Origin of the sequence: Devosia limi DSM 17137 (assembly GCF_900128975.1) — a bacterium.
Lineage (GTDB): Bacteria > Pseudomonadota > Alphaproteobacteria > Rhizobiales > Devosiaceae > Devosia > Devosia limi.
Genome location: NZ_FQVC01000017.1, coordinates 42,326 through 58,946 on the forward strand (window position 1 = coordinate 42,326; position 16,621 = coordinate 58,946).

General features: G+C 63.4%; 17 protein-coding genes. 9 read left to right on the forward strand and 8 right to left on the reverse strand.

The window, feature by feature from the left end:
• Positions 1–99: 99 nt before the first annotated feature.
• Entirely contained in the window at positions 100–1,374 is a 1,275-nt protein-coding gene (purD, locus tag BUA69_RS19125) for a phosphoribosylamine--glycine ligase (protein WP_046135497.1), read from the reverse strand.
• Between the two features lie 102 nt (positions 1,375–1,476).
• Between purD and xseA the strand changes: the two genes are divergently transcribed.
• From xseA to BUA69_RS19140, 3 genes are read left to right on the forward strand one after another with little or no spacing between them, the layout of a single operon-like run.
• Positions 1,477–3,090, forward strand: coding sequence for an exodeoxyribonuclease VII large subunit (xseA, locus tag BUA69_RS19130; RefSeq protein ID WP_046135498.1), 1,614 nt, complete (start codon positions 1,477–1,479; stop codon positions 3,088–3,090).
• A 49-nt stretch (positions 3,091–3,139) separates the two neighbouring features.
• Positions 3,140–3,361, forward strand: a complete 222-nt coding sequence (locus tag BUA69_RS19135; RefSeq protein ID WP_046135499.1) for a DUF2093 domain-containing protein — start codon at positions 3,140–3,142, stop codon at positions 3,359–3,361.
• 2 nt (positions 3,362–3,363) lie between these two features.
• Positions 3,364–4,527, forward strand: coding sequence for a glycosyltransferase family protein (locus BUA69_RS19140; RefSeq protein WP_046135500.1), 1,164 nt, complete (start codon positions 3,364–3,366; stop codon positions 4,525–4,527).
• On the opposite strand, the gene BUA69_RS19145 is transcribed toward BUA69_RS19140, so the two are convergent.
• From BUA69_RS19145 to BUA69_RS19155, 3 genes are read right to left on the reverse strand one after another with little or no spacing between them, the layout of a single operon-like run.
• Complete coding sequence (locus BUA69_RS19145; protein ID WP_143154594.1) at positions 4,520–5,770, reverse strand: O-antigen ligase family protein; 1,251 nt, start codon at positions 5,768–5,770, stop codon at positions 4,520–4,522. The genes BUA69_RS19140 and BUA69_RS19145 overlap by 8 nt on opposite strands.
• Before the next feature lie 46 nt (positions 5,771–5,816).
• Complete coding sequence (locus BUA69_RS19150; protein WP_046135502.1) at positions 5,817–6,059, reverse strand: DUF4170 domain-containing protein; 243 nt, start codon at positions 6,057–6,059, stop codon at positions 5,817–5,819.
• Between the two features lie 17 nt (positions 6,060–6,076).
• Positions 6,077–6,913, reverse strand: a complete 837-nt coding sequence (locus BUA69_RS19155) for a 3'(2'),5'-bisphosphate nucleotidase CysQ (RefSeq protein WP_046135503.1) — start codon at positions 6,911–6,913, stop codon at positions 6,077–6,079.
• A gap of 301 nt (positions 6,914–7,214) precedes the next feature.
• Here BUA69_RS19155 and BUA69_RS19160 point away from each other — a divergent pair, with 301 nt between their 5' ends.
• Positions 7,215–7,730: a DUF6101 family protein gene (locus BUA69_RS19160; protein WP_046135504.1), complete on the forward strand. Its 516-nt coding sequence runs from the start codon at positions 7,215–7,217 to the stop codon at positions 7,728–7,730.
• An 82-nt stretch (positions 7,731–7,812) separates the two neighbouring features.
• Here the strand turns inward: BUA69_RS19160 and ubiA are convergent, their stop codons facing one another.
• Positions 7,813–8,751 (reverse strand): 4-hydroxybenzoate octaprenyltransferase, encoded by a 939-nt coding sequence (gene ubiA, locus BUA69_RS19165; protein ID WP_046135540.1) that lies wholly within the window; start codon positions 8,749–8,751, stop codon positions 7,813–7,815.
• Positions 8,752–8,954: 203 nt separating this feature from the next.
• Here ubiA and BUA69_RS19170 point away from each other — a divergent pair, with 203 nt between their 5' ends.
• Entirely contained in the window at positions 8,955–9,704 is a 750-nt protein-coding gene (locus BUA69_RS19170) for a 16S rRNA (uracil(1498)-N(3))-methyltransferase (protein WP_143154595.1), read from the forward strand.
• A gap of 73 nt (positions 9,705–9,777) precedes the next feature.
• Positions 9,778–11,148 carry a glutamate--cysteine ligase gene (locus BUA69_RS19175; RefSeq protein ID WP_046135505.1) on the forward strand — a complete coding sequence of 457 codons (1,371 nt, stop codon included), beginning with the start codon at positions 9,778–9,780 and terminating at the stop codon, positions 11,146–11,148.
• 66 nt (positions 11,149–11,214) lie between these two features.
• Here BUA69_RS19175 and BUA69_RS19180 read toward each other — a convergent pair whose 3' ends face one another.
• Complete coding sequence (locus BUA69_RS19180) at positions 11,215–12,105, reverse strand: LysR family transcriptional regulator (RefSeq protein WP_046135506.1); 891 nt, start codon at positions 12,103–12,105, stop codon at positions 11,215–11,217.
• A 152-nt stretch (positions 12,106–12,257) separates the two neighbouring features.
• Between BUA69_RS19180 and BUA69_RS19185 the strand changes: the two genes are divergently transcribed.
• Positions 12,258–12,518 (forward strand): hypothetical protein, encoded by a 261-nt coding sequence (locus BUA69_RS19185; RefSeq protein WP_046135507.1) that lies wholly within the window; start codon positions 12,258–12,260, stop codon positions 12,516–12,518.
• 261 nt (positions 12,519–12,779) lie between these two features.
• Here BUA69_RS19185 and BUA69_RS19190 read toward each other — a convergent pair whose 3' ends face one another.
• Complete coding sequence (locus BUA69_RS19190) at positions 12,780–13,025, reverse strand: PilZ domain-containing protein (protein WP_046135508.1); 246 nt, start codon at positions 13,023–13,025, stop codon at positions 12,780–12,782.
• A gap of 44 nt (positions 13,026–13,069) precedes the next feature.
• Positions 13,070–13,588, reverse strand: a complete 519-nt coding sequence (locus BUA69_RS19195) for an invasion associated locus B family protein (protein ID WP_143154596.1) — start codon at positions 13,586–13,588, stop codon at positions 13,070–13,072.
• 334 nt (positions 13,589–13,922) lie between these two features.
• Here BUA69_RS19195 and coxB point away from each other — a divergent pair, with 334 nt between their 5' ends.
• Both coxB and ctaD read left to right on the forward strand, forming a co-directional pair.
• Positions 13,923–14,840 carry a cytochrome c oxidase subunit II gene (gene coxB / locus BUA69_RS19200; protein ID WP_046135509.1) on the forward strand — a complete coding sequence of 306 codons (918 nt, stop codon included), beginning with the start codon at positions 13,923–13,925 and terminating at the stop codon, positions 14,838–14,840.
• 26 nt (positions 14,841–14,866) lie between these two features.
• Positions 14,867–16,567 (forward strand): cytochrome c oxidase subunit I, encoded by a 1,701-nt coding sequence (gene ctaD, locus BUA69_RS19205; RefSeq protein WP_046135510.1) that lies wholly within the window; start codon positions 14,867–14,869, stop codon positions 16,565–16,567.
• Positions 16,568–16,621 lie beyond the last annotated feature (54 nt).

Consider the following 16,621-nt stretch of genomic DNA (forward strand, 5'->3'; position numbering starts at 1 on the left):
GCTTCCCCGCCCGATTGCGGCGGGGTGCGTGGGAACTCTGCCGGTGCCCGATCAAAGACGGTTGCGGAGGAGGGTAGGCCTGCGAGGTTTACGAATGGTTCAGCTGGCGCTACGGGCGATGGCCCGCCAGCCGATGTCTCGGCGGCAGAAGCCATCCGGCCAGTCAATCTTGTCCACGCTTGCGTAAGCACGGCTCTGTGCCTCCTGCACCGTCGGACCCAGTGCCGTGACATTGAGCACGCGGCCGCCAGCAGCAAGTAAACGCGTGCCGTCGCGTTGCGTTCCGGCGTGGAAGACATGTATTTCCGGGCTGTCGAGGCCTTCGGTGCCCCGAATCTCCGAACCCTTGGCATAGGGGCCGGGATAGCCCTTGGTGGCCATGATCACGGTCAGCGCCACATCATCGCTCCACTCGGTCGTCTTGCCGGCCAGAGTGCCGGTAGCGGTGGCGTGGAGCAGGTCCAGCAGGTCCGATTTGAGGCGCATCACCAGCACCTGGGTTTCGGGGTCGCCGAAGCGGGCATTGTATTCGACCAGCTTGGGGCCGTCGGCGGTGAGCATCAGCCCGGCATAGAGCACGCCCTGATAGGGGGTGCCACGGGCCGCCAGGCCCTTGACGGTTGGGGCAATGACACTGTCCATCACTTCGGCGAGAAGGGCATCGCTCATGATGGCGGCTGGCGAATAAGCGCCCATGCCGCCGGTATTGGGGCCGGTGTCGCCGTCAAAGGCGCGCTTGTGGTCCTGCGCGGTGGTCAGCAGCAGCGTGTCCTTGCCATCGCAGAGCACGAACAGGCTGACCTCCTCGCCCTCCATGAATTCCTCGATCACCACTTCGGCCCCGGCCTCGCCAAAGCTGCCCGAGAAACAATCGATGATGGCTTCCTCGGCCGCCTCGACGCTCATGGCAACGGTCACGCCCTTGCCGGCGGCGAGGCCATCGGCCTTGACCACGATCGGCGCGCCATGGGCGTAGACATGGGCGAGGGCCGCAGCTTCGGTGGTGAAACGCCCATAGGCGGCGGTGGGAATGCCCATCTCGTCGCAAAGCGCCTTGGTGAAGCCCTTGGAGCCCTCCAGCTGGCCGGCGGCCTTGGAAGGGCAGAAACAGGTAAAGCCAGCAGCGCGGATATCGTCGCCGAGGCCGGCAACCACCTGCGCGTCGGGGCCGACGACGACGAAATCGATTTGATGGGTCTGGCAGAGCGCGATGATCGCGGCGTGGTCGGTGATATCGACGGGCAGGTTTTCTGCCACCGCGCCGGTGCCGCCATTGCCGGGGGCGATGAACAGCTTGGTCAGGTGTGGCGACTGGGCAATCTTCCAGGCCAGAGCATGCTCGCGGCCGCCCGATCCAATGACCAATACGCGCATGCTGTGCTCCTCAACGGCGGGACGGGGATGGCGGCCCTCTAGCATGGGTGCAAGCGCGCCGCCACCCTTGACGCATCAGCCGGCAGCGGGCACCAACAGCATATGGACAGCCCCAATACCAATGCCGCCGAATTTACCGTCTCCGAGATCGCCCAGGCGGTTAAGCGAACGGTCGAGGACAGCTTTGGTTATGTGCGCGTGCGCGGCGAAATCTCGGGGTTTCGCGGGCAGCATTCATCGGGCCACGCCTATTTTACCCTCAAGGACGAAAATGCGGCCATGGACGCCGTGGTCTGGAAGGGCAATTACGCCAGGCTGGCCTTCAAGCCCGAAGAGGGGCTCGAAGTCATCGCGACGGGGCGGCTGACGACCTTCCCGCGCTCGTCGAAATACCAGATCGTCATCGACAATATCGAGCCGGCCGGTGCTGGCGCGCTGATGGCGTTGCTCGAAGAGCGGCGCAAGAAGCTCCTGGCCGAGGGGCTGTTTGCCCGCGAGCGCAAGCGCGAACTGCCCTATCTGCCGCGGGTGATCGGCGTCATCACCTCGCCGACCGGTGCCGTGATCCGCGATATCCTGCATCGCCTGGATGACCGGTTCCCCAGCCATGTGCTGGTCTGGCCGGTGCGGGTGCAGGGCGAAACCTGCGCGCCCGAAGTGGTCAACGCCATCCAGGGTTTTAATGCGCTGGCCGTCGATGGGCCGATCCCGCGCCCCGACATCCTGATCGTGGCGCGCGGTGGTGGCTCGATCGAAGATCTCTGGGGCTTCAACGAGGAAGCCGTGGTGCGCGCGGTCGCGGCCAGCGGCATTCCCATCATCTCGGCGGTGGGGCACGAAACCGATACCACCCTGATCGATTACGCCGCCGACATGCGCGCGCCGACCCCAACCGCGGCGGCGGAAGCGGCGGTGCCGGTGCGGGCCGAACTCATTGCCTATGTCGACGATCTCGGCGGGCGGCAGCGTCAGGCGGCGCGGCGGCTGGCGGGCAGCTATCGCGACCGGCTGCGCGGCGCGGCAGCGGGCCTGCCCCGGCCGATTGATCTCGTCGCGACGCAGCGGCAGCGGCTGGACCATGCGGCGAGCAATCTGCTGTCGGCCCTGCGCCATTCGGTGCAGGCGCAGCGGGTGACGTTCTCGCGCATCGAACCCAAGCTCAACCAGCAGGTGCTACGCCGGCGCAATGCCGATCTGGGTGAACGGCTGCGCAATTTCTCGATGCGGGCCGAAGCCGGCCTGCGCAAATCGGTGGATCGCGCGCGGCTGACCCATGATCCCCGGGCCGAACGGCTGGCGCTGTCGGCGCGGCGGCTGGTGGAACGCAAGCGCGCCCAGTTCGAGGCGATTGGTCCCAAACTCTCGCCCAATGCGCTGCGCTCGGAACTGCGGCATTCCCAAAGCCAGTTGGCGCCGCTGACGGCGCGGCTGATGGCCGGGATCGGGCAGGGGCTGTCGGAACGCAGGGCGGCTTTGGGGCAGGCGGGCAAACTCCTGGCGTCCCTCAGCTACAAGAGCGTTTTGGCGCGCGGCTACGCGGTGATCAAGGATGCCGACGGCAATCTGGTGCGCGAACGCGCAGCGCTGGGCCCCGGCGACATGGTGACGATCGAGCTGGCGGATGGCGCGGTGGGAGCGGCCATTGCTGGCAGCCCGGTCATCAAAAAGAAACCGCGTCCGCAGCCGGAAAGTGACTCACAGGAAAGCCTCTTTTGAAGCGGCCCTTTGAGCGCTATATCCAACGCGGGCTGCAAGGAACACAGCGATGAACATTTTCGACAAGGGGTTCACCCCCTCCGAAGCCACGATCCGCTATCTCGATGGCGACTATGTCGTACTCAAGCCCGGCAGCTTCGTGCGGTGCGCCATAACCGGCAAGCCCATTCCGCTGGACGAATTGTTCTATTGGAATGTCGACCGCCAGGAGGCCTATGCCGATGCAGTCGTCGCCAATGAGGCGTTCGAACGGTTCGGCCTCGGAAACTGATCGTGGCGCAAGCGTCGGGGCGTCCCAGATATCTGTTCGTCTCCAATGGCCATGGCGAGGACTGGATCGCCGCTGCCATGGTGCGCCGCCTCGGCACTGCGGGGAGCGTTGAGGCCTATCCCATGCTGGGGCAGGGCTCTGCCTATGCCGATGTCTGTCCCATTGTCGGCCCACGCGCCAGCCTGGCATCGGGCGGCGCGCGCACGGCCAAGGGCTCGCTGCGCCGCGATGTTGCCGCTGGCGGGCTACGGACCGTTCCGCCGGCGCTGAAATTCCTGCGCAAGGTCAGGGGCCGCTACGACCGCGTCATCGTCGTCGGAGACATGATCGGCGTTCTGGCGGCCTTTGCCGTCGGGCACCGGAACCTGTTCTATATCGATGTCTACAAGACCGGCTCGGCGCGGCTCTATTCGGCGGCCGAACGTTGGGCGATCAGGAAATCCTGCGACATCGTCTATTGCCGCGCCGACAATCTGGCGGCTTCGCTGCGCGACATCGGCGTTGATGCCCGCTGCGCCGGCAATGTGATGATGGATACCATCCCTTATGGCAATTACGACGCCGCCAGCCGCCGCACGAGGCCACTGGCGGTAACGCTGTTGCCGGGCAGCCGTGGCGTTACTGGCGAGAACCTGGCCTTGCAGGTTGCCGCCTTGCGCAAGCTCCCGCCGGCCGTGCTGCCCGATGTGTTCCTGGCGGTGGCCGGCGGGCTCAATGTCGATGATCTGGCGCAGGATGCCGGCTTGCAGCGCACGCCAATGCTGAGCGCCGAGAGCGGCGACATGGGCACGCTATCGGATGGCCGACTGACCATCCACATGGCCAGTGGCAGCGCCATGGGCAATCTGGTGGCTGCCTCCGATCTGGTGCTGTCGCAGGCCGGCACGGCAACCACCCAGTCGCTGGGGCTCGGCCGGCCCTCGATAACCTTTGTCAGCGCCAATGACCGCCGCTCGCGCTTTCTCGACGAGCAGGCGCTGTTCGGCGAGGCGCGTATCGGCGTGCCGGCCACGGCCGAAGGCATTGCCGAGGCGCTGCAGCGTCTATTGGAAAATCCGGACGAACTGGCGCGGCTCAGCGCGATTGGCCGCGAACGCATCGGCCCGCCCGGTGCGATGCAGGCGATTCTGGCCGCGCTGCAGCCAGAGCGCGCCGTGGTCAGCTGAGGGTAGCTTGGTTGCGCTGCAGGGCCATAAGATAGCCCAGCAGCAACACGAACAGCATGGTTTGAGGCAATACGCCGAACATGGCATTGGTCAGGCCCAGCACGCCATAACCCACGACCAGCATCAGGCTGCCCAGCACCAGCGGGCGATTGCTGCGCGCTGCTGCTGGAACCAGCAGGGACAGCGGCGTCAGCATGACCAGACCATAGGCGATGACGCCGAGCAGGCCGGCCATAGCGGCGAAATTGCCGATGTCGCTATGCAGGTTTTCGAGGGTCCCAAGATCCACGTCGGGATTGACCGCTTTGGCAAAGGGCATGATTTGCCCAAATCCGATACCAACGATGGGCGAAGACTTGAACGCCTCCCATGCGGCGTGGAGCATGGCCAGGCGCGCAACATCCTGCTGCTGGATCGCCTGTACCAGAGGCGCCTGAGCAATCAAGCCCTGCACCCCATTTGTTTCTGGAGGCAGGCCACCCGAAGCAAGCGAAATCGACGATCCGTTCCCCGCAATCGGACCAAGCAGCGCGACGGCACGATTGTCCGATGAGAGCATAACCACCGCTATGGCAGCCGCCAGGGCTATTGCCAGCGCGGCCAGGACCAGGCGATCGCGGCGGTTCCACCAAATGATGAAGGGGACCGCAACTATGCCCAAGGCGAACCAGGCCAGCAGGGGGCCCCGCGAACCGGAGAGCAATGCTGCGACCAGACCAGCAAGGGGCCCGAGCAGAAAGATCAGGCGGATCGGGGAGCGGCCGGCGACGATGCCGGTGAGGGCCATGAAGCCCAGCATGGTGGTGATGCCGCCATAATGAATGGGATTATTGCCGGCCCCGGCCCGGGCTCCTTCGATGGCGGCGTATTCAGCCAGCCCGACAAGGCAGGCGGCGATGGCACCAGCCAGGCACGCCATGGCGAAGGCATAGGGCGACAGCCATTCGGGGCTGCGCCGGAGCAGCGCTGCAATGCCGGGCACCAGCAGCAATGGCGCGAAGGCGGCCAGCGGCAGGAGGTCGGCCACACTGTGATAGACGAAGGGGATGGTGATGCTGACCAGCACCAGCGCCAGCAGGAGCAGGCGGCTGGGCCAGGATCTGATCAATTCGTCGCGGGTGACCAGGGCCAGCACCAGACCGACAAGGCCCGCTGCCAGCACGATATAGTCGGCCACAAATGGCGCGGTGCCCATGAACACGAGGCCCGACACCAGCATGATGCTGGAAAGAGAGTTCAGCACGCCGCAATCCTTGTTTCGTTACCCAGCATCAGAGGAGCGCGGAGCGCTATTCCTTGTGCGTTTCCGGATCCAGCAGGCGGTGCAGGTGAACGATGAAATAGCGCGTCTGGGCGCTGTCCACGGTCATCTGGGCCTTCTGCCGCCAGACCGCATAGGCGCTGGCGTAATTGGGATAGAGGCCAACAATGTCGACCTTGTCGAGATCGGCGAATGTCACGCCTTCCAGGCTCGACAATTCGCCCCCGATCACGAGGTGCAGGAGTTGCTTGGGCGTTTCCGAATTGGCCATCGCTTGGGATCCGATAGTTAGGTGTGGGAGACTTCCGGCGCCGCCTGGCTGCCCGAGGGGCAACCATAGACCTTGATCAGCGCCGCATGCACCAGGGGTTTTAGGCTTATGTCGCCAAGCGCCGCAAGCGCCCCGTGACGCACATCAGGTCTGTTGAATTGTGGGAACCCCTGGCAGACATCGGCAAAGCCGATGCCGGCTTCATCCAGGATCAGCGCCGCTGCGGCGATATCCCAATCCTGGGCACCGCGCCGGGCCACGGCACCGTCGAGCTTGCCGGTCGCCACCTGGACCAGCCGATAGGCCAGCGACGGATAGGCAGGGCCGCGCCGATAGTCGAGACCGGAGGCCTGCATTTCCTGATGTACGGCGCCCGGTGCCGGGATCAGCGGCGCGGCGCCGGGGCGGCGCCGGCGCATGATCGGCTTGCCGTTCAGACGGGCGCCGCCACCCTTGACCGCATCATAGAGTTCATCGCGCATCGGCGCATAGACGACGCCGGCAATCGGCACGCCGTCCTCGACCACGGCCAGCGAGACCGTCCAGCTGTCTTCACCGCGCAAAAAGCCGCGCGTGCCATCAATGGGGTCGATGACAAAGACACGACTGCGCTCGAGGCGGTTGAGATTGTCGGCGGTTTCTTCGCTCAGCCAGCCATAATCGGGGCGGGCAGCAAGCAGGGCCGCGGCAAGATATTGATCGACCACGATATCGGCTTCACTGACCGGGGAGGCGTTCTCCTTGGTCCAGCTCTTTACATCGCGCCGGAAATAACCGCTGGCGATGATCCCCGCTGCTACCGCCGAGGAGCGGAGCAGTTCGAGGTCTTGCGCTGGGCTGGTATCGGCTGTCATCGCCGCGCTTTTAGGCTTCCCCCAGCCATCGGGCAAGGGCCGGGCCGGGATGGGCTGTTGGTCCCCCGTTTTAGGGCGCCGATGTCATGCCGGAAGGGGCGCAAAGCAGGCGGTTAACGAGGTGCCAGCGCGGCCGGTTAATCGGCTGTTACACCCGGTTAGATCCCGCTAACCCTCGCAGAAAACAACATAAACTTAACCGAACCGATTAAGGGGCTGGGTAAGGGGACCGCGTAAGGTGGGGTCATAAAAGAGAGCGCAAAAAACAAGCTCTTGAAGTTGACAGGAAGGCAGATCGAAAATGGTTCATGGCGTTGGGATTGAAAGCGCATCGGTCGTTCTGGCGTTCGTGAAGCCAGCAGCGGCGCAGAAGCACTTTGTTGCCGCCAATGACAATGGCCCCCGCGAGCCGGTGAAGACCGTCACCGTGCGCAAGCAGCTCGAAAAGAGCGGCGTCGCCATCAAGATCAAGGTGCCAGTGGATGAATTCATCGGCGTTGCCGTAGCGACGTCGATCTCGGATGAAGGCGTGTTGATCAGCACCATCGAGCTGGTCCATGGCGATCACGAGCTGAACTACAAAGTGTTCGAAGAGCAGGGCAACCACAACGTCGTTGCCGAATGGCAGAACTGGGGCCGCAAGCTGCGCCTGCCGCTGTTCATCAAGGCCGGCGACGGCGCCTATATGCCCTATAGCCAGCAGGTCGATGGCGTCATGCTCGGCAATTCGGCCTCGCGCCGCAAGCTTGCCGCCGATGCAGTCCGCCGCCCCCGCTTCCTGAACCGCCGCAAGCCCGGCCAGACCGAAGCCAACTAAGCCTTTCTGCCTCCAAAGCACGCGAAAGGGACCAGCCGGTGGTGCGGCTGGTCCCTTTCGCGTTTTGTCGTTGGTGAAACCGTTACCAGACCCACTCGGCCAGCAAGGCCAGGGTCAGCGCAATCCCCACCAGATGGTTGGAGCGGAAGCGGGTTTTGGGGTTTTCGGGCTTGAGGGCGTCGAGGGTTTGCACCTGCCAGGCGAGCAGACCGGCAGGGATCAGCGCCAGGACGGCGAAGATCAGGTTGGCGCCGGCCAGTATCGCGGCCGCCAGCCAGAGCACGAAGGCACCGGCGTAAAAGCCCGCGACAATGGGGCGGGTGTGCGGGCCGAACAGGCGCGCGGTCGATTTGACCCCGATCAGGGCATCGTCTTCGGCGTCCTGCATCGCATAGATGGTGTCGTAGCCGATGACCCAGAGGATGCAGCCGAAATAAAGGATCAGCGGGGTGACAGAAAGGCCGCCCATCTGCGAACTCCAGCCGAGCAGGGCGCCATAGGAAAAGGCGAGGCCGAGAAAGGCCTGGGGCCACCAGGTGATGCGCTTCATGAATGGATAGATGATCACCAGCACCAGCGAGGCGATGCCGAGGAACACGGTGACCCGGTTGAACTGGAGCAGGATGACAAGGCCGAGCAGCGCCTGCGCCAGCAGGAAGCCAAGCGCCTGCCTGGTGGTGACCTGACCGGAGGGGATCGGCCGCAGGCGGGTGCGGGCGACCTTGTCGTCGATGTCGCGGTCGACGATGTCGTTAAAGGTGCAGCCGGCGCCGCGCATCAATACCGAGCCGAGGAACATCAATATGCACGCCCACCAGTCGAAACCGCGCACCGGATTGGCGACGGCGGCCAGTGCCAGACCGAAGGCGCAGGGCCAGAACAGCAGCCAGAAGCCAATCGGGCGATCCCAGCGCGCCAGTCGCGCATAGGGCTTGAGCCAGTCGGGGGCGTGGCTGTCGACCCAATTGCCCTCGGTTGCGTCGGCGACACTGCCGATATCGTTTGTGCTGGTTTGGGTCATGCTCACATTCGTCCGCTGGGTCATTCACGCATCGCTAACCACTCTTAGCGCACCAGATGGCAGAGAAGAATGGCTTCCTGCCGTGCCGCAATGACCCGGTGGAAAAATGCCGCTATGGTTCGGGACTGTGTCCGCGCAGACGCCCGTGCTTGATCGGTGCGGGCATTGGCAGTAACTGCAGCAAGACCAAGCGACGAGATCTCATGCCCCGTAGTTATGCCTCACTGCCGCGCCTATATGTCGAGCCCGATCTGGCGCTTGGCGGAGCGGTGGCCCTGCAGAAGGAGCAATCGCTCTATCTTGCGGCGGTGCTGCGCAAGGTGGTGGGCGATGAGGTCGTGCTGTTCAACGGCCGCGATGGTGCCTGGCGTACCCGCCTGACCAGTGATTCCAAGAAGTCGGTGACGCTGGAAGTGGTCGAGCAGGTGGCGGCCCAGACGCCGCCATCGGAGCTCTGGTATGGCTTTGCCCCGCTCAAGACCGAGCGGCTGGATTATGTGATCCAGAAGGCGACCGAGATGGGGGCCGGGATCATCCAGCCGGTGCTGACGCGCTACACGCAGGTCAGCCGCCTCAAGCATGACCGGCTGGTGGCCAATGCCATCGAGGCATCAGAGCAGTGCGAAGTGTTGACGGTGCCGGTAGTGGCCCCGGAGACGACGCTGGAAAAGCTGCTGTCGACCTGGGGAGCAGAGCAGGGCGACCGGCAACTGATTCTCGCCGATGAGAGCGAAGCCTCGGCTTCGCCGGTCGAGCAGGTCGCGGCACTGCGGGGGCAAAAGGTCGGACTGCTGATCGGTCCCGAGGGCGGATTCTCCGAGGAGGAGCGGCAAGTCTTGCGGGCGCAAGCCTTTGTCACACCGGTGAGCCTGGGGCCGCGTATCCTGCGGGCGGACACCGCGGCGGTGGCCGGACTGGCCCTCATTCAGGCAATCATCGGTGATTGGCGATAAAAGGCGATTGCTTTCGGCTTGCGCGACGTTATGTTCGCGCCCCACAATCAACCCTCACGACCCAGAGGACCTTATGGCCGGTGCCGAGATAGTTTCGCCCCCCATTGAATCGCGCGCCGACCTGATCGAGGCGATGGCCAGGGGCGCCAAACCGGCGGACCAGTGGCGCATCGGCACCGAGCACGAAAAGCACGTCTTCCACACCAATCCGCTACGGCCGGTGGCCTATGAAGGCCCCAATGGCATCCGTGCGCTGCTAGAGGGCATCGAGGCCAAGACTGGCTGGACGCCGTTCTATGATGGGGACAATCCCATCGGCCTGCGCAATAATGAAATTGCCGGCGGCATTTCTCTCGAACCCGGCGGGCAGTTCGAGCTGTCGGGTTCGCCGCAGATCGATCTGCATGGCACGGCCAGCGAAATGGCCGAGCATATGCGCGTTGCCAAGGACGTCGCCGGCCCGCTGGATATCCATTTCCTGGGCCTGGGCGTGACCCCGATCTGGTCGGTCTCCGAAATCCCCTCCATGCCCAAATCGCGTTACGCGATCATGGCGCCCTATATGGAAAAGGTCGGCACGCTCGGCACCTCGATGATGTTCCGTTCGGCCACCGTGCAGACCAATCTGGATTTTTCCAGTGAAGCCGACATGGTCAAGAAGCTGCGCGTCGCGCTGGCGCTGCAGCCGATCGCCACGGCGCTGTTCGCCAATTCGCCCTTTGCCGATGGTCGCGATACCGGCTTCCTCAGCTTCCGCAGCCATATCTGGCTCAATACCGACAATGATCGCACCGGCATGCTGCCCTTCGCCTTCGAGGAAGGCTTTGGTTTCGAGCAATATGCCGACCACGCGCTCGACGTGCCGATGTATTTCGTCATCCGCAATGGCCAATATGTGAACGTGGCGGGCGAGAGCTTCCGCGCCTTCCTTGATGGCGACCTGCCGCAACTGCCGGGCGAAAAGCCCACCATCAAGGATTGGGAAGACCATCTGTCGACGCTGTTCCCGGAAGTGCGGCTCAAGCAGTTCCTCGAAATGCGCGGCGCCGATATGGGCGACGAGAAGTCGGTCACGGCGCTGTCGGCCTTCTGGGTCGGGTTGCTCTATGACGACATCGCGCTCGAGGCGGCCTGGGAAATGGTCAAGCCGTGGAGCCGCGAGGACCGCGAATTCATGCGCCGCGAAGTGCCGCGGCTGGGGCTGGCGACGCCTTATGAGCGTACCAATCTCTACGACATCGCGGCGCAGGCCGTGGGCATTGCCGAAGCCGGGCTTGTGCGCCGGGGCATCCGCAATGCTCGGGGCGAAGACGAAAGCATCCACATGGCGCCGCTGGAGGAAACCATCCGTCTGGCAAAATCGCCAGCCGAGCGCTGGCTCGACCTTTATGACGGCGAATGGGGCGGCGACCTGACCCGGATCTTCAAAGCCGCCGAGATGTAGGCTGCTGCCGACAATTTGAATTCTGCCTTGGGGCGGCGCTGGTGAGACCGGCGCCGCCTCATGACGTTATTCGGCGGCTTCGGCGGCGGGGCCGTGAGCGTCGAGATTGCCCATCGACTGCACGATATGGTTGGCCAGCGCATCGTAAATGCCGCCATAGGCGTGGCTGGCCCGCATCAGGGCGATCTGGGCATCGCCCAGCCGGGGCAGGCCAAATTCCTCGGCCACCATGCGCATGCCGGGCTGCAGCGCGCTTTCCGGCAGGAAGCCAACAGCCAGATCGGACAGTACGGCGCTCGAAATCGCGGTGGCGTTCGAGGACGTATAGGCGATGCGGTAATCCTTGCCGGCGCGGTTGAGGGCTTCCATCGCATCCTGCCGCCAGATGCAGCATTGCGGGCCGCAGGCAATCGCCAGGGGTTCGCTGGCGAGCGCCCGCCCACCATGGGAGGCCACCCAGAACATCTTTTCGGTACGGAACAGTTCGCCGAAATTCTGGTCGGTGCCCTGGGTAAAGACGATGAGATCGTGCCGGCCGACCTTCATGCCATCGAGCAATTGCTCGGAGGCGACGCAGGCCACGTCGACGACAATGCGCGGATGGGTGCGCTGGAAACTGGAGAGAATGACCGGCAGCAGGCGCACGGCATAGTCGTCGGGCACGCCGAAGCGGATCGAGCCCGACAGGTCGCCATCGGAGAAATGATCGAGAATCTCGGCATTGGTGCGCAGCATCTTGCGGGCGCGTTGATAGAGCGCCTCGCCATGATGGGTGAGATTGACGCTGCGGCCATCGCGGCTGAGCAGGGAATGGCCGAGCCGCTCCTCCAGCCGCTTGATCTGCATGGAAACGGCGGACTGGGTCTTGTTCACCCGCCGTGCGGCTTCGGTGAAACTGCCGCAATCGGCAATGGCGCAGAAGCTCTGCAGCTGGTCCAGATCGAGCGGGGCGGTCATCGGTGTTTTCCATCACTGAAATTGATAGAGCGGATGAAATCTATTTGTTAGACGAATGGATGTCCAGCGCGTACCTCTGCACTATCGGCCTCCTGGGAGTGTCGAAACCCGCCGGACCTCCCTCCGGCACAACCAAAATTCGGAGACGTATCATGGCTCTCTCGCTTTATGGCGAGCGGTCGGTTGCGGCCGCCACGCCCGCAAGTCCTCTGTCCGCGCTGGTGCGCTGGATGGCCAAAGCACGCGCCGAGCGAGCCCGACGCGTTGCCCTGACCGCCCTGCTTGACCTCGATCATGACCGCCTGGACGACCTTGGCATCAGCCGCTCCGACATTGTCGAAGCCATGCAGACCCGGGGGCGCAGCGCCGGCTCGATGCTCAATGCAGCGCGTGCCCGCCGGGCCCGCCTCTAGCCTATTGGACGCCGTAAACGCCCGGAGCGGATCAGCTTTTCTCCATCGGGCGCGTTGATCGGCGTCCCTCCCGACCGCCGGCGTCCCCCTGGGCGTCGGCTCCTTCAGTTGGCATGAACATTCCCTTGGAGCGCTCGTGCCATCTCCCAGGCCGGTTTTGCCGCCGGCCTAGTTTCCTGATGACTTGCCGGACCGGTGCCTGGAGCACTTGTCCGGCTTTTTTGTATGGGGAGGCGGGCGGTCCGCGCAGAGGTGGCTCAATCAGCTGAAGCTGACGCCGATCTCGGTCTCGCGGCGCCAGGCGATGGTGCAGGCAAAGCTGCGCCCATCATCCATGACCAGATCAAATGTGTCGGGAACGCCGACGACACTGGTAACCTTGAGCAGGGCGCCAGTGTCGGACATATTGCGGACGAGGCATTGCAGGGTCGAAAACCCGTCATTGAACGCGATGCGTCCGCCCTTGAGGGTGCGATGGCGAACAGTGCCGCGCCGGTCTTCCTGCATCAATGTCTCCTTGATCAGGGGAACTTGGATCAGGGGAGCTTGGATCAGGGGAGCTTGGCAAACCCGTCCTTGAAACCCTTGAGCGAGACCGGAATACCGATGCCTTCCTCGGGAGTCTTGAACACCACGAAAATGGCATTGGTGCCATTCGAGAGGGTCTCGATCAGGGCATCGTCGAGCACGACTTCGGCAACGCAGCCATTGGGCAGGCAGCGCACGAAGGCAACGCGGCCCATATCCTGGCCATCAATATTGAGGCCCAGCCCATTGGGCAGCAGCACGCCGAGCGGCGCCAGCACCCGCAGCAGCCGCGACTGCTGATCGGCGGTCTTCAGGACAATGACCGAAAGCCCCACATTGGGCTGATCTTCGGCCATCACATTTTGAATGATGGCGCATTGTTCAGTGCTGGCACCGGGCGGGGTGTCGCAGCTCATCTGCCAATCGCCATACTGGGCGCGAACCACGCCCTGGCCGAAAGCGGCTGCGCCACCAAGGCCCAGACTTGCCGCGGCGAGGCCGGCGACGATGAGATTGCGCATCAAAAACCGCTTCACTGTCATATTACTCCTGACGAATCGCGCGTTCGCGAAGGCTTTCGCCTGTTTCCGACAGGCACTGTGCGCTGTCAACCGAAGCCCCCAATGCCCGCGATAACGTTGGCGATATGAAGGTGGCAAGTACGGCGAGGTTGAGGCCGGAAAATGTCCTGCGGGTGCAATATGACGCATGTAGGTGATCGTTCGCCGGAATGGACTCGGTTGCATTGATGTGATTTAGCTCGACATCGAGTTTAGCGCTCCGAGGTTGAGTCGGGGCGGCGTTAGCTATGCCGCACAAATCACCCCCCTCAATCCCGGTGCGGACGCACCAATTGCAGCTATTAGGGGGTTACAGGTGACCGGACAGTTTAAGAGGCGTTTGGGAGCCGTTGCCGCAGCCGCGCTGGCATTCGCGCCAGGCGTGGCATTGGCTCAGCAGACTGAGGCGGGGCATCCAATGCCCGGTCAATATCATCTGCAGCCCTCGGTAACAGTGATCATGGACTCCATCGTGGCCTTCCACGACGGCATTCTGATGTGGTCGATCACGGCGATCGTGGTGCTGGTTCTGGCGCTGCTGATCGTCATCGTGGTCCGCTTCAACGCCAAGGCAAATCCGGTTCCGGCCAAGTTCACCCACAATACCATGGTGGAAATCGTCTGGACCGTGCTGCCGATCATCGTCCTGATCATCATCGCCATCCCGTCTTTCGGCGTGCTGGCCGACCAGCTGACCACCCCGGATGGCGAGCGCAAGTACCTCGGCTCCAACATCTTCTCCTTCGGTGAAGTCGAAGTTCCTGCCGCCGAGATGACTGTCAAGGCGACCGGCGAGCAGTGGTACTGGAACTACGAATATGTCGACCAGACCAAGTTCTTCGACAGCAACATGCTGCAGGAGCCCGAGCGCCTTGCCGAAAAGCCCGGCCAGCCGCGTCTGCTGGCTGTCGATAACGAACTCGTCGTTCCGGTTGATACCACTGTGCGCGTGCAGGTCACTGCCAGCCCGACCGGTGTGATCCATGCCTTCGCCGTGCCATCCTTCGGTATCAAGATCGACGCCGTTCCCGGTCGTCTGAATGAAACCTGGTTCAATGCGCGCGAGACCGGTATCTATTATGGTCAGTGCTCTGAGCTTTGCGGCAAGGACCATGCGTTCATGCCCATCGCCGTGCGCGTGGTGACCAAAGAAGAATTTGCGGCCTTCATGGCCGGCTTCGAGAGCGGCGGCGACTATGCGAGCGCCAACGCCACCCTCGCGGCGATCCAGTAGAAAAGGGTTAGGGGACACCTAAAGTCATGGCAACCACCACTCACCTCGAAGCCCATGCGACCGGCCACGATGCCGCCTCGCACGATGCGCATACCCCGACCGGCTGGCGCCGCTGGGTCTATTCGACCAACCACAAGGACATCGGCGTGATGTACCTGATCTTCGCGATTATCGCGGGGATCCTCGGTGGTCTGCTCTCGGGCGCGATGCGCCTCGAGCTGCAGGAGCCCGGCATTCAGATTTTCCATGGCCTTGCGGCCATGGCCTACGGCATGGACCCGGCTGGCGGCGAAGCGCTCGACGCCGGCAAGCACATGTACAACGTGTTCACCACGGCTCACGCCCTGATCATGATCTTCTTCATGGTCATGCCCGCGACCATGGGTGGCTTTGCCAACTATTTCGCCCCGCTTATGATCGGTGCGCCCGATACCGCGTTCCCGCGCATCAACAACATTGCCTTCTGGCTGTTGCCGCCGGCCTTCATCCTGCTGCTGATGTCCATGTTCTTCGAAGGCCCTGCCGGTGCCCTCGGTACGGGCGGTGGCTGGACCATCTACCCGCCGCTGTCGACCTCCGGCCAGCCTGGCCCGGCCATGGATTTCGCCATCCTGTCGCTGCACGTCGCCGGTATCAGCTCGATCCTGGGTTCGATCAACCTGATCACCACCATCTTCAACATGCGCGCGCCGGGCATGACCCTGCACAAGATGCCGCTGTTTGCCTGGTCGGTGCTGGTCACTGCCTTCCTGCTGCTGCTGGCCCTGCCGGTTCTGGCTGGTGGCATCACCATGCTGCTGACCGACCGTAACTTCGGCACCACCTTCTTTGCCCCTGAAGGCGGCGGCGATCCGGTCCTGTTCCAGCACCTGTTCTGGTTCTTCGGCCACCCCGAAGTGTACATCATGATCCTGCCGGGCTTCGGCATCATCAGTCACATCGTGTCGACCTTCTCGCGCAAGCCCATCTTCGGCTACATGGCAATGGCTTACGCCATGGTCGCCATCGGCTTCGTCGGCTTCGTCGTGTGGGCTCACCACATGTACACCACCGGCCTGAGCCTTGACGTGCAGCGCTACTTCGTTGCTGCCACCATGGTCATCGCGGTGCCGACCGGGGTGAAGATCTTCTCGTGGATCGCCACCATGTGGGGCGGCTCCATCACCTTCCGTACGCCCATGCTCTGGGCCATCGGCTTCATCTTCCTGTTCACCGTTGGTGGTGTGACCGGTGTGGTGCTCGCCAATGCCGGCGCCGACCGTGCCCTGCACGACACCTATTATGTGGTTGCTCACTTCCACTACGTGCTGTCGCTGGGTGCCGTGTTCTCGATCTTCGCTGGCTGGTACTACTGGTACCCCAAGATGTTCGGCTACATGTACTCGGAATTCCTGGGCAAGGTGCACTTCTGGACGATGTTCATCGGCGTCAATCTGGTGTTCTTCCCGCAGCACTTCCTCGGCCTCGCCGGGATGCCGCGCCGCTACATCGACTACCCGGACGCCTTTGCACTGTGGAACCGCGTCTCCTCGATCGGCTACTACATCACCTTCCTGTCGATGCTGATCTTCTTCTACGCGATGTGGGAAGCAGCCCGTAAGAAGCGTCCGGCCGGTGACAATCCGTGGGGCGAGGGCGCAACGACGCTGGAATGGACCCTGTCCTCCCCGCCGCCGTTCCACCAGTTCTCGACACTGCCCAAGATCGACTCGACCAACGCGCACTAGGCGCGAGATCAACACCATTCCGGACCGCGCCCCGCGCGGTCCGGATCAACCAAG

What these genes read in the sequence shown, in the direction of transcription:
- purD (WP_046135497.1), bottom strand. Translation starts at nt 1,374, where the DNA reads ATGCGCGTATTGGTCATTGGATCGGGCGGCCGCGAGCATGCTCTGGCC.
- xseA (WP_046135498.1), top strand. Translation starts at nt 1,477, where the DNA reads ATGGACAGCCCCAATACCAATGCCGCCGAATTTACCGTCTCCGAGATC.
- BUA69_RS19135 (WP_046135499.1), top strand. Translation starts at nt 3,140, where the DNA reads ATGAACATTTTCGACAAGGGGTTCACCCCCTCCGAAGCCACGATCCGC.
- BUA69_RS19150 (WP_046135502.1), bottom strand. Translation starts at nt 6,059, where the DNA reads ATGGCCAATTCGGAAACGCCCAAGCAACTCCTGCACCTCGTGATCGGG.
- BUA69_RS19155 (WP_046135503.1), bottom strand. Translation starts at nt 6,913, where the DNA reads ATGACAGCCGATACCAGCCCAGCGCAAGACCTCGAACTGCTCCGCTCC.
- BUA69_RS19160 (WP_046135504.1), top strand. Translation starts at nt 7,215, where the DNA reads ATGGTTCATGGCGTTGGGATTGAAAGCGCATCGGTCGTTCTGGCGTTC.
- ubiA (WP_046135540.1), bottom strand. Translation starts at nt 8,751, where the DNA reads ATGACCCAAACCAGCACAAACGATATCGGCAGTGTCGCCGACGCAACC.
- BUA69_RS19170 (WP_143154595.1), top strand. Translation starts at nt 8,955, where the DNA reads ATGCCCCGTAGTTATGCCTCACTGCCGCGCCTATATGTCGAGCCCGAT.
- BUA69_RS19175 (WP_046135505.1), top strand. Translation starts at nt 9,778, where the DNA reads ATGGCCGGTGCCGAGATAGTTTCGCCCCCCATTGAATCGCGCGCCGAC.
- BUA69_RS19180 (WP_046135506.1), bottom strand. Translation starts at nt 12,105, where the DNA reads ATGACCGCCCCGCTCGATCTGGACCAGCTGCAGAGCTTCTGCGCCATT.
- BUA69_RS19185 (WP_046135507.1), top strand. Translation starts at nt 12,258, where the DNA reads ATGGCTCTCTCGCTTTATGGCGAGCGGTCGGTTGCGGCCGCCACGCCC.
- BUA69_RS19190 (WP_046135508.1), bottom strand. Translation starts at nt 13,025, where the DNA reads ATGCAGGAAGACCGGCGCGGCACTGTTCGCCATCGCACCCTCAAGGGC.
- BUA69_RS19195 (WP_143154596.1), bottom strand. Translation starts at nt 13,588, where the DNA reads ATGACAGTGAAGCGGTTTTTGATGCGCAATCTCATCGTCGCCGGCCTC.
- ctaD (WP_046135510.1), top strand. Translation starts at nt 14,867, where the DNA reads ATGGCAACCACCACTCACCTCGAAGCCCATGCGACCGGCCACGATGCC.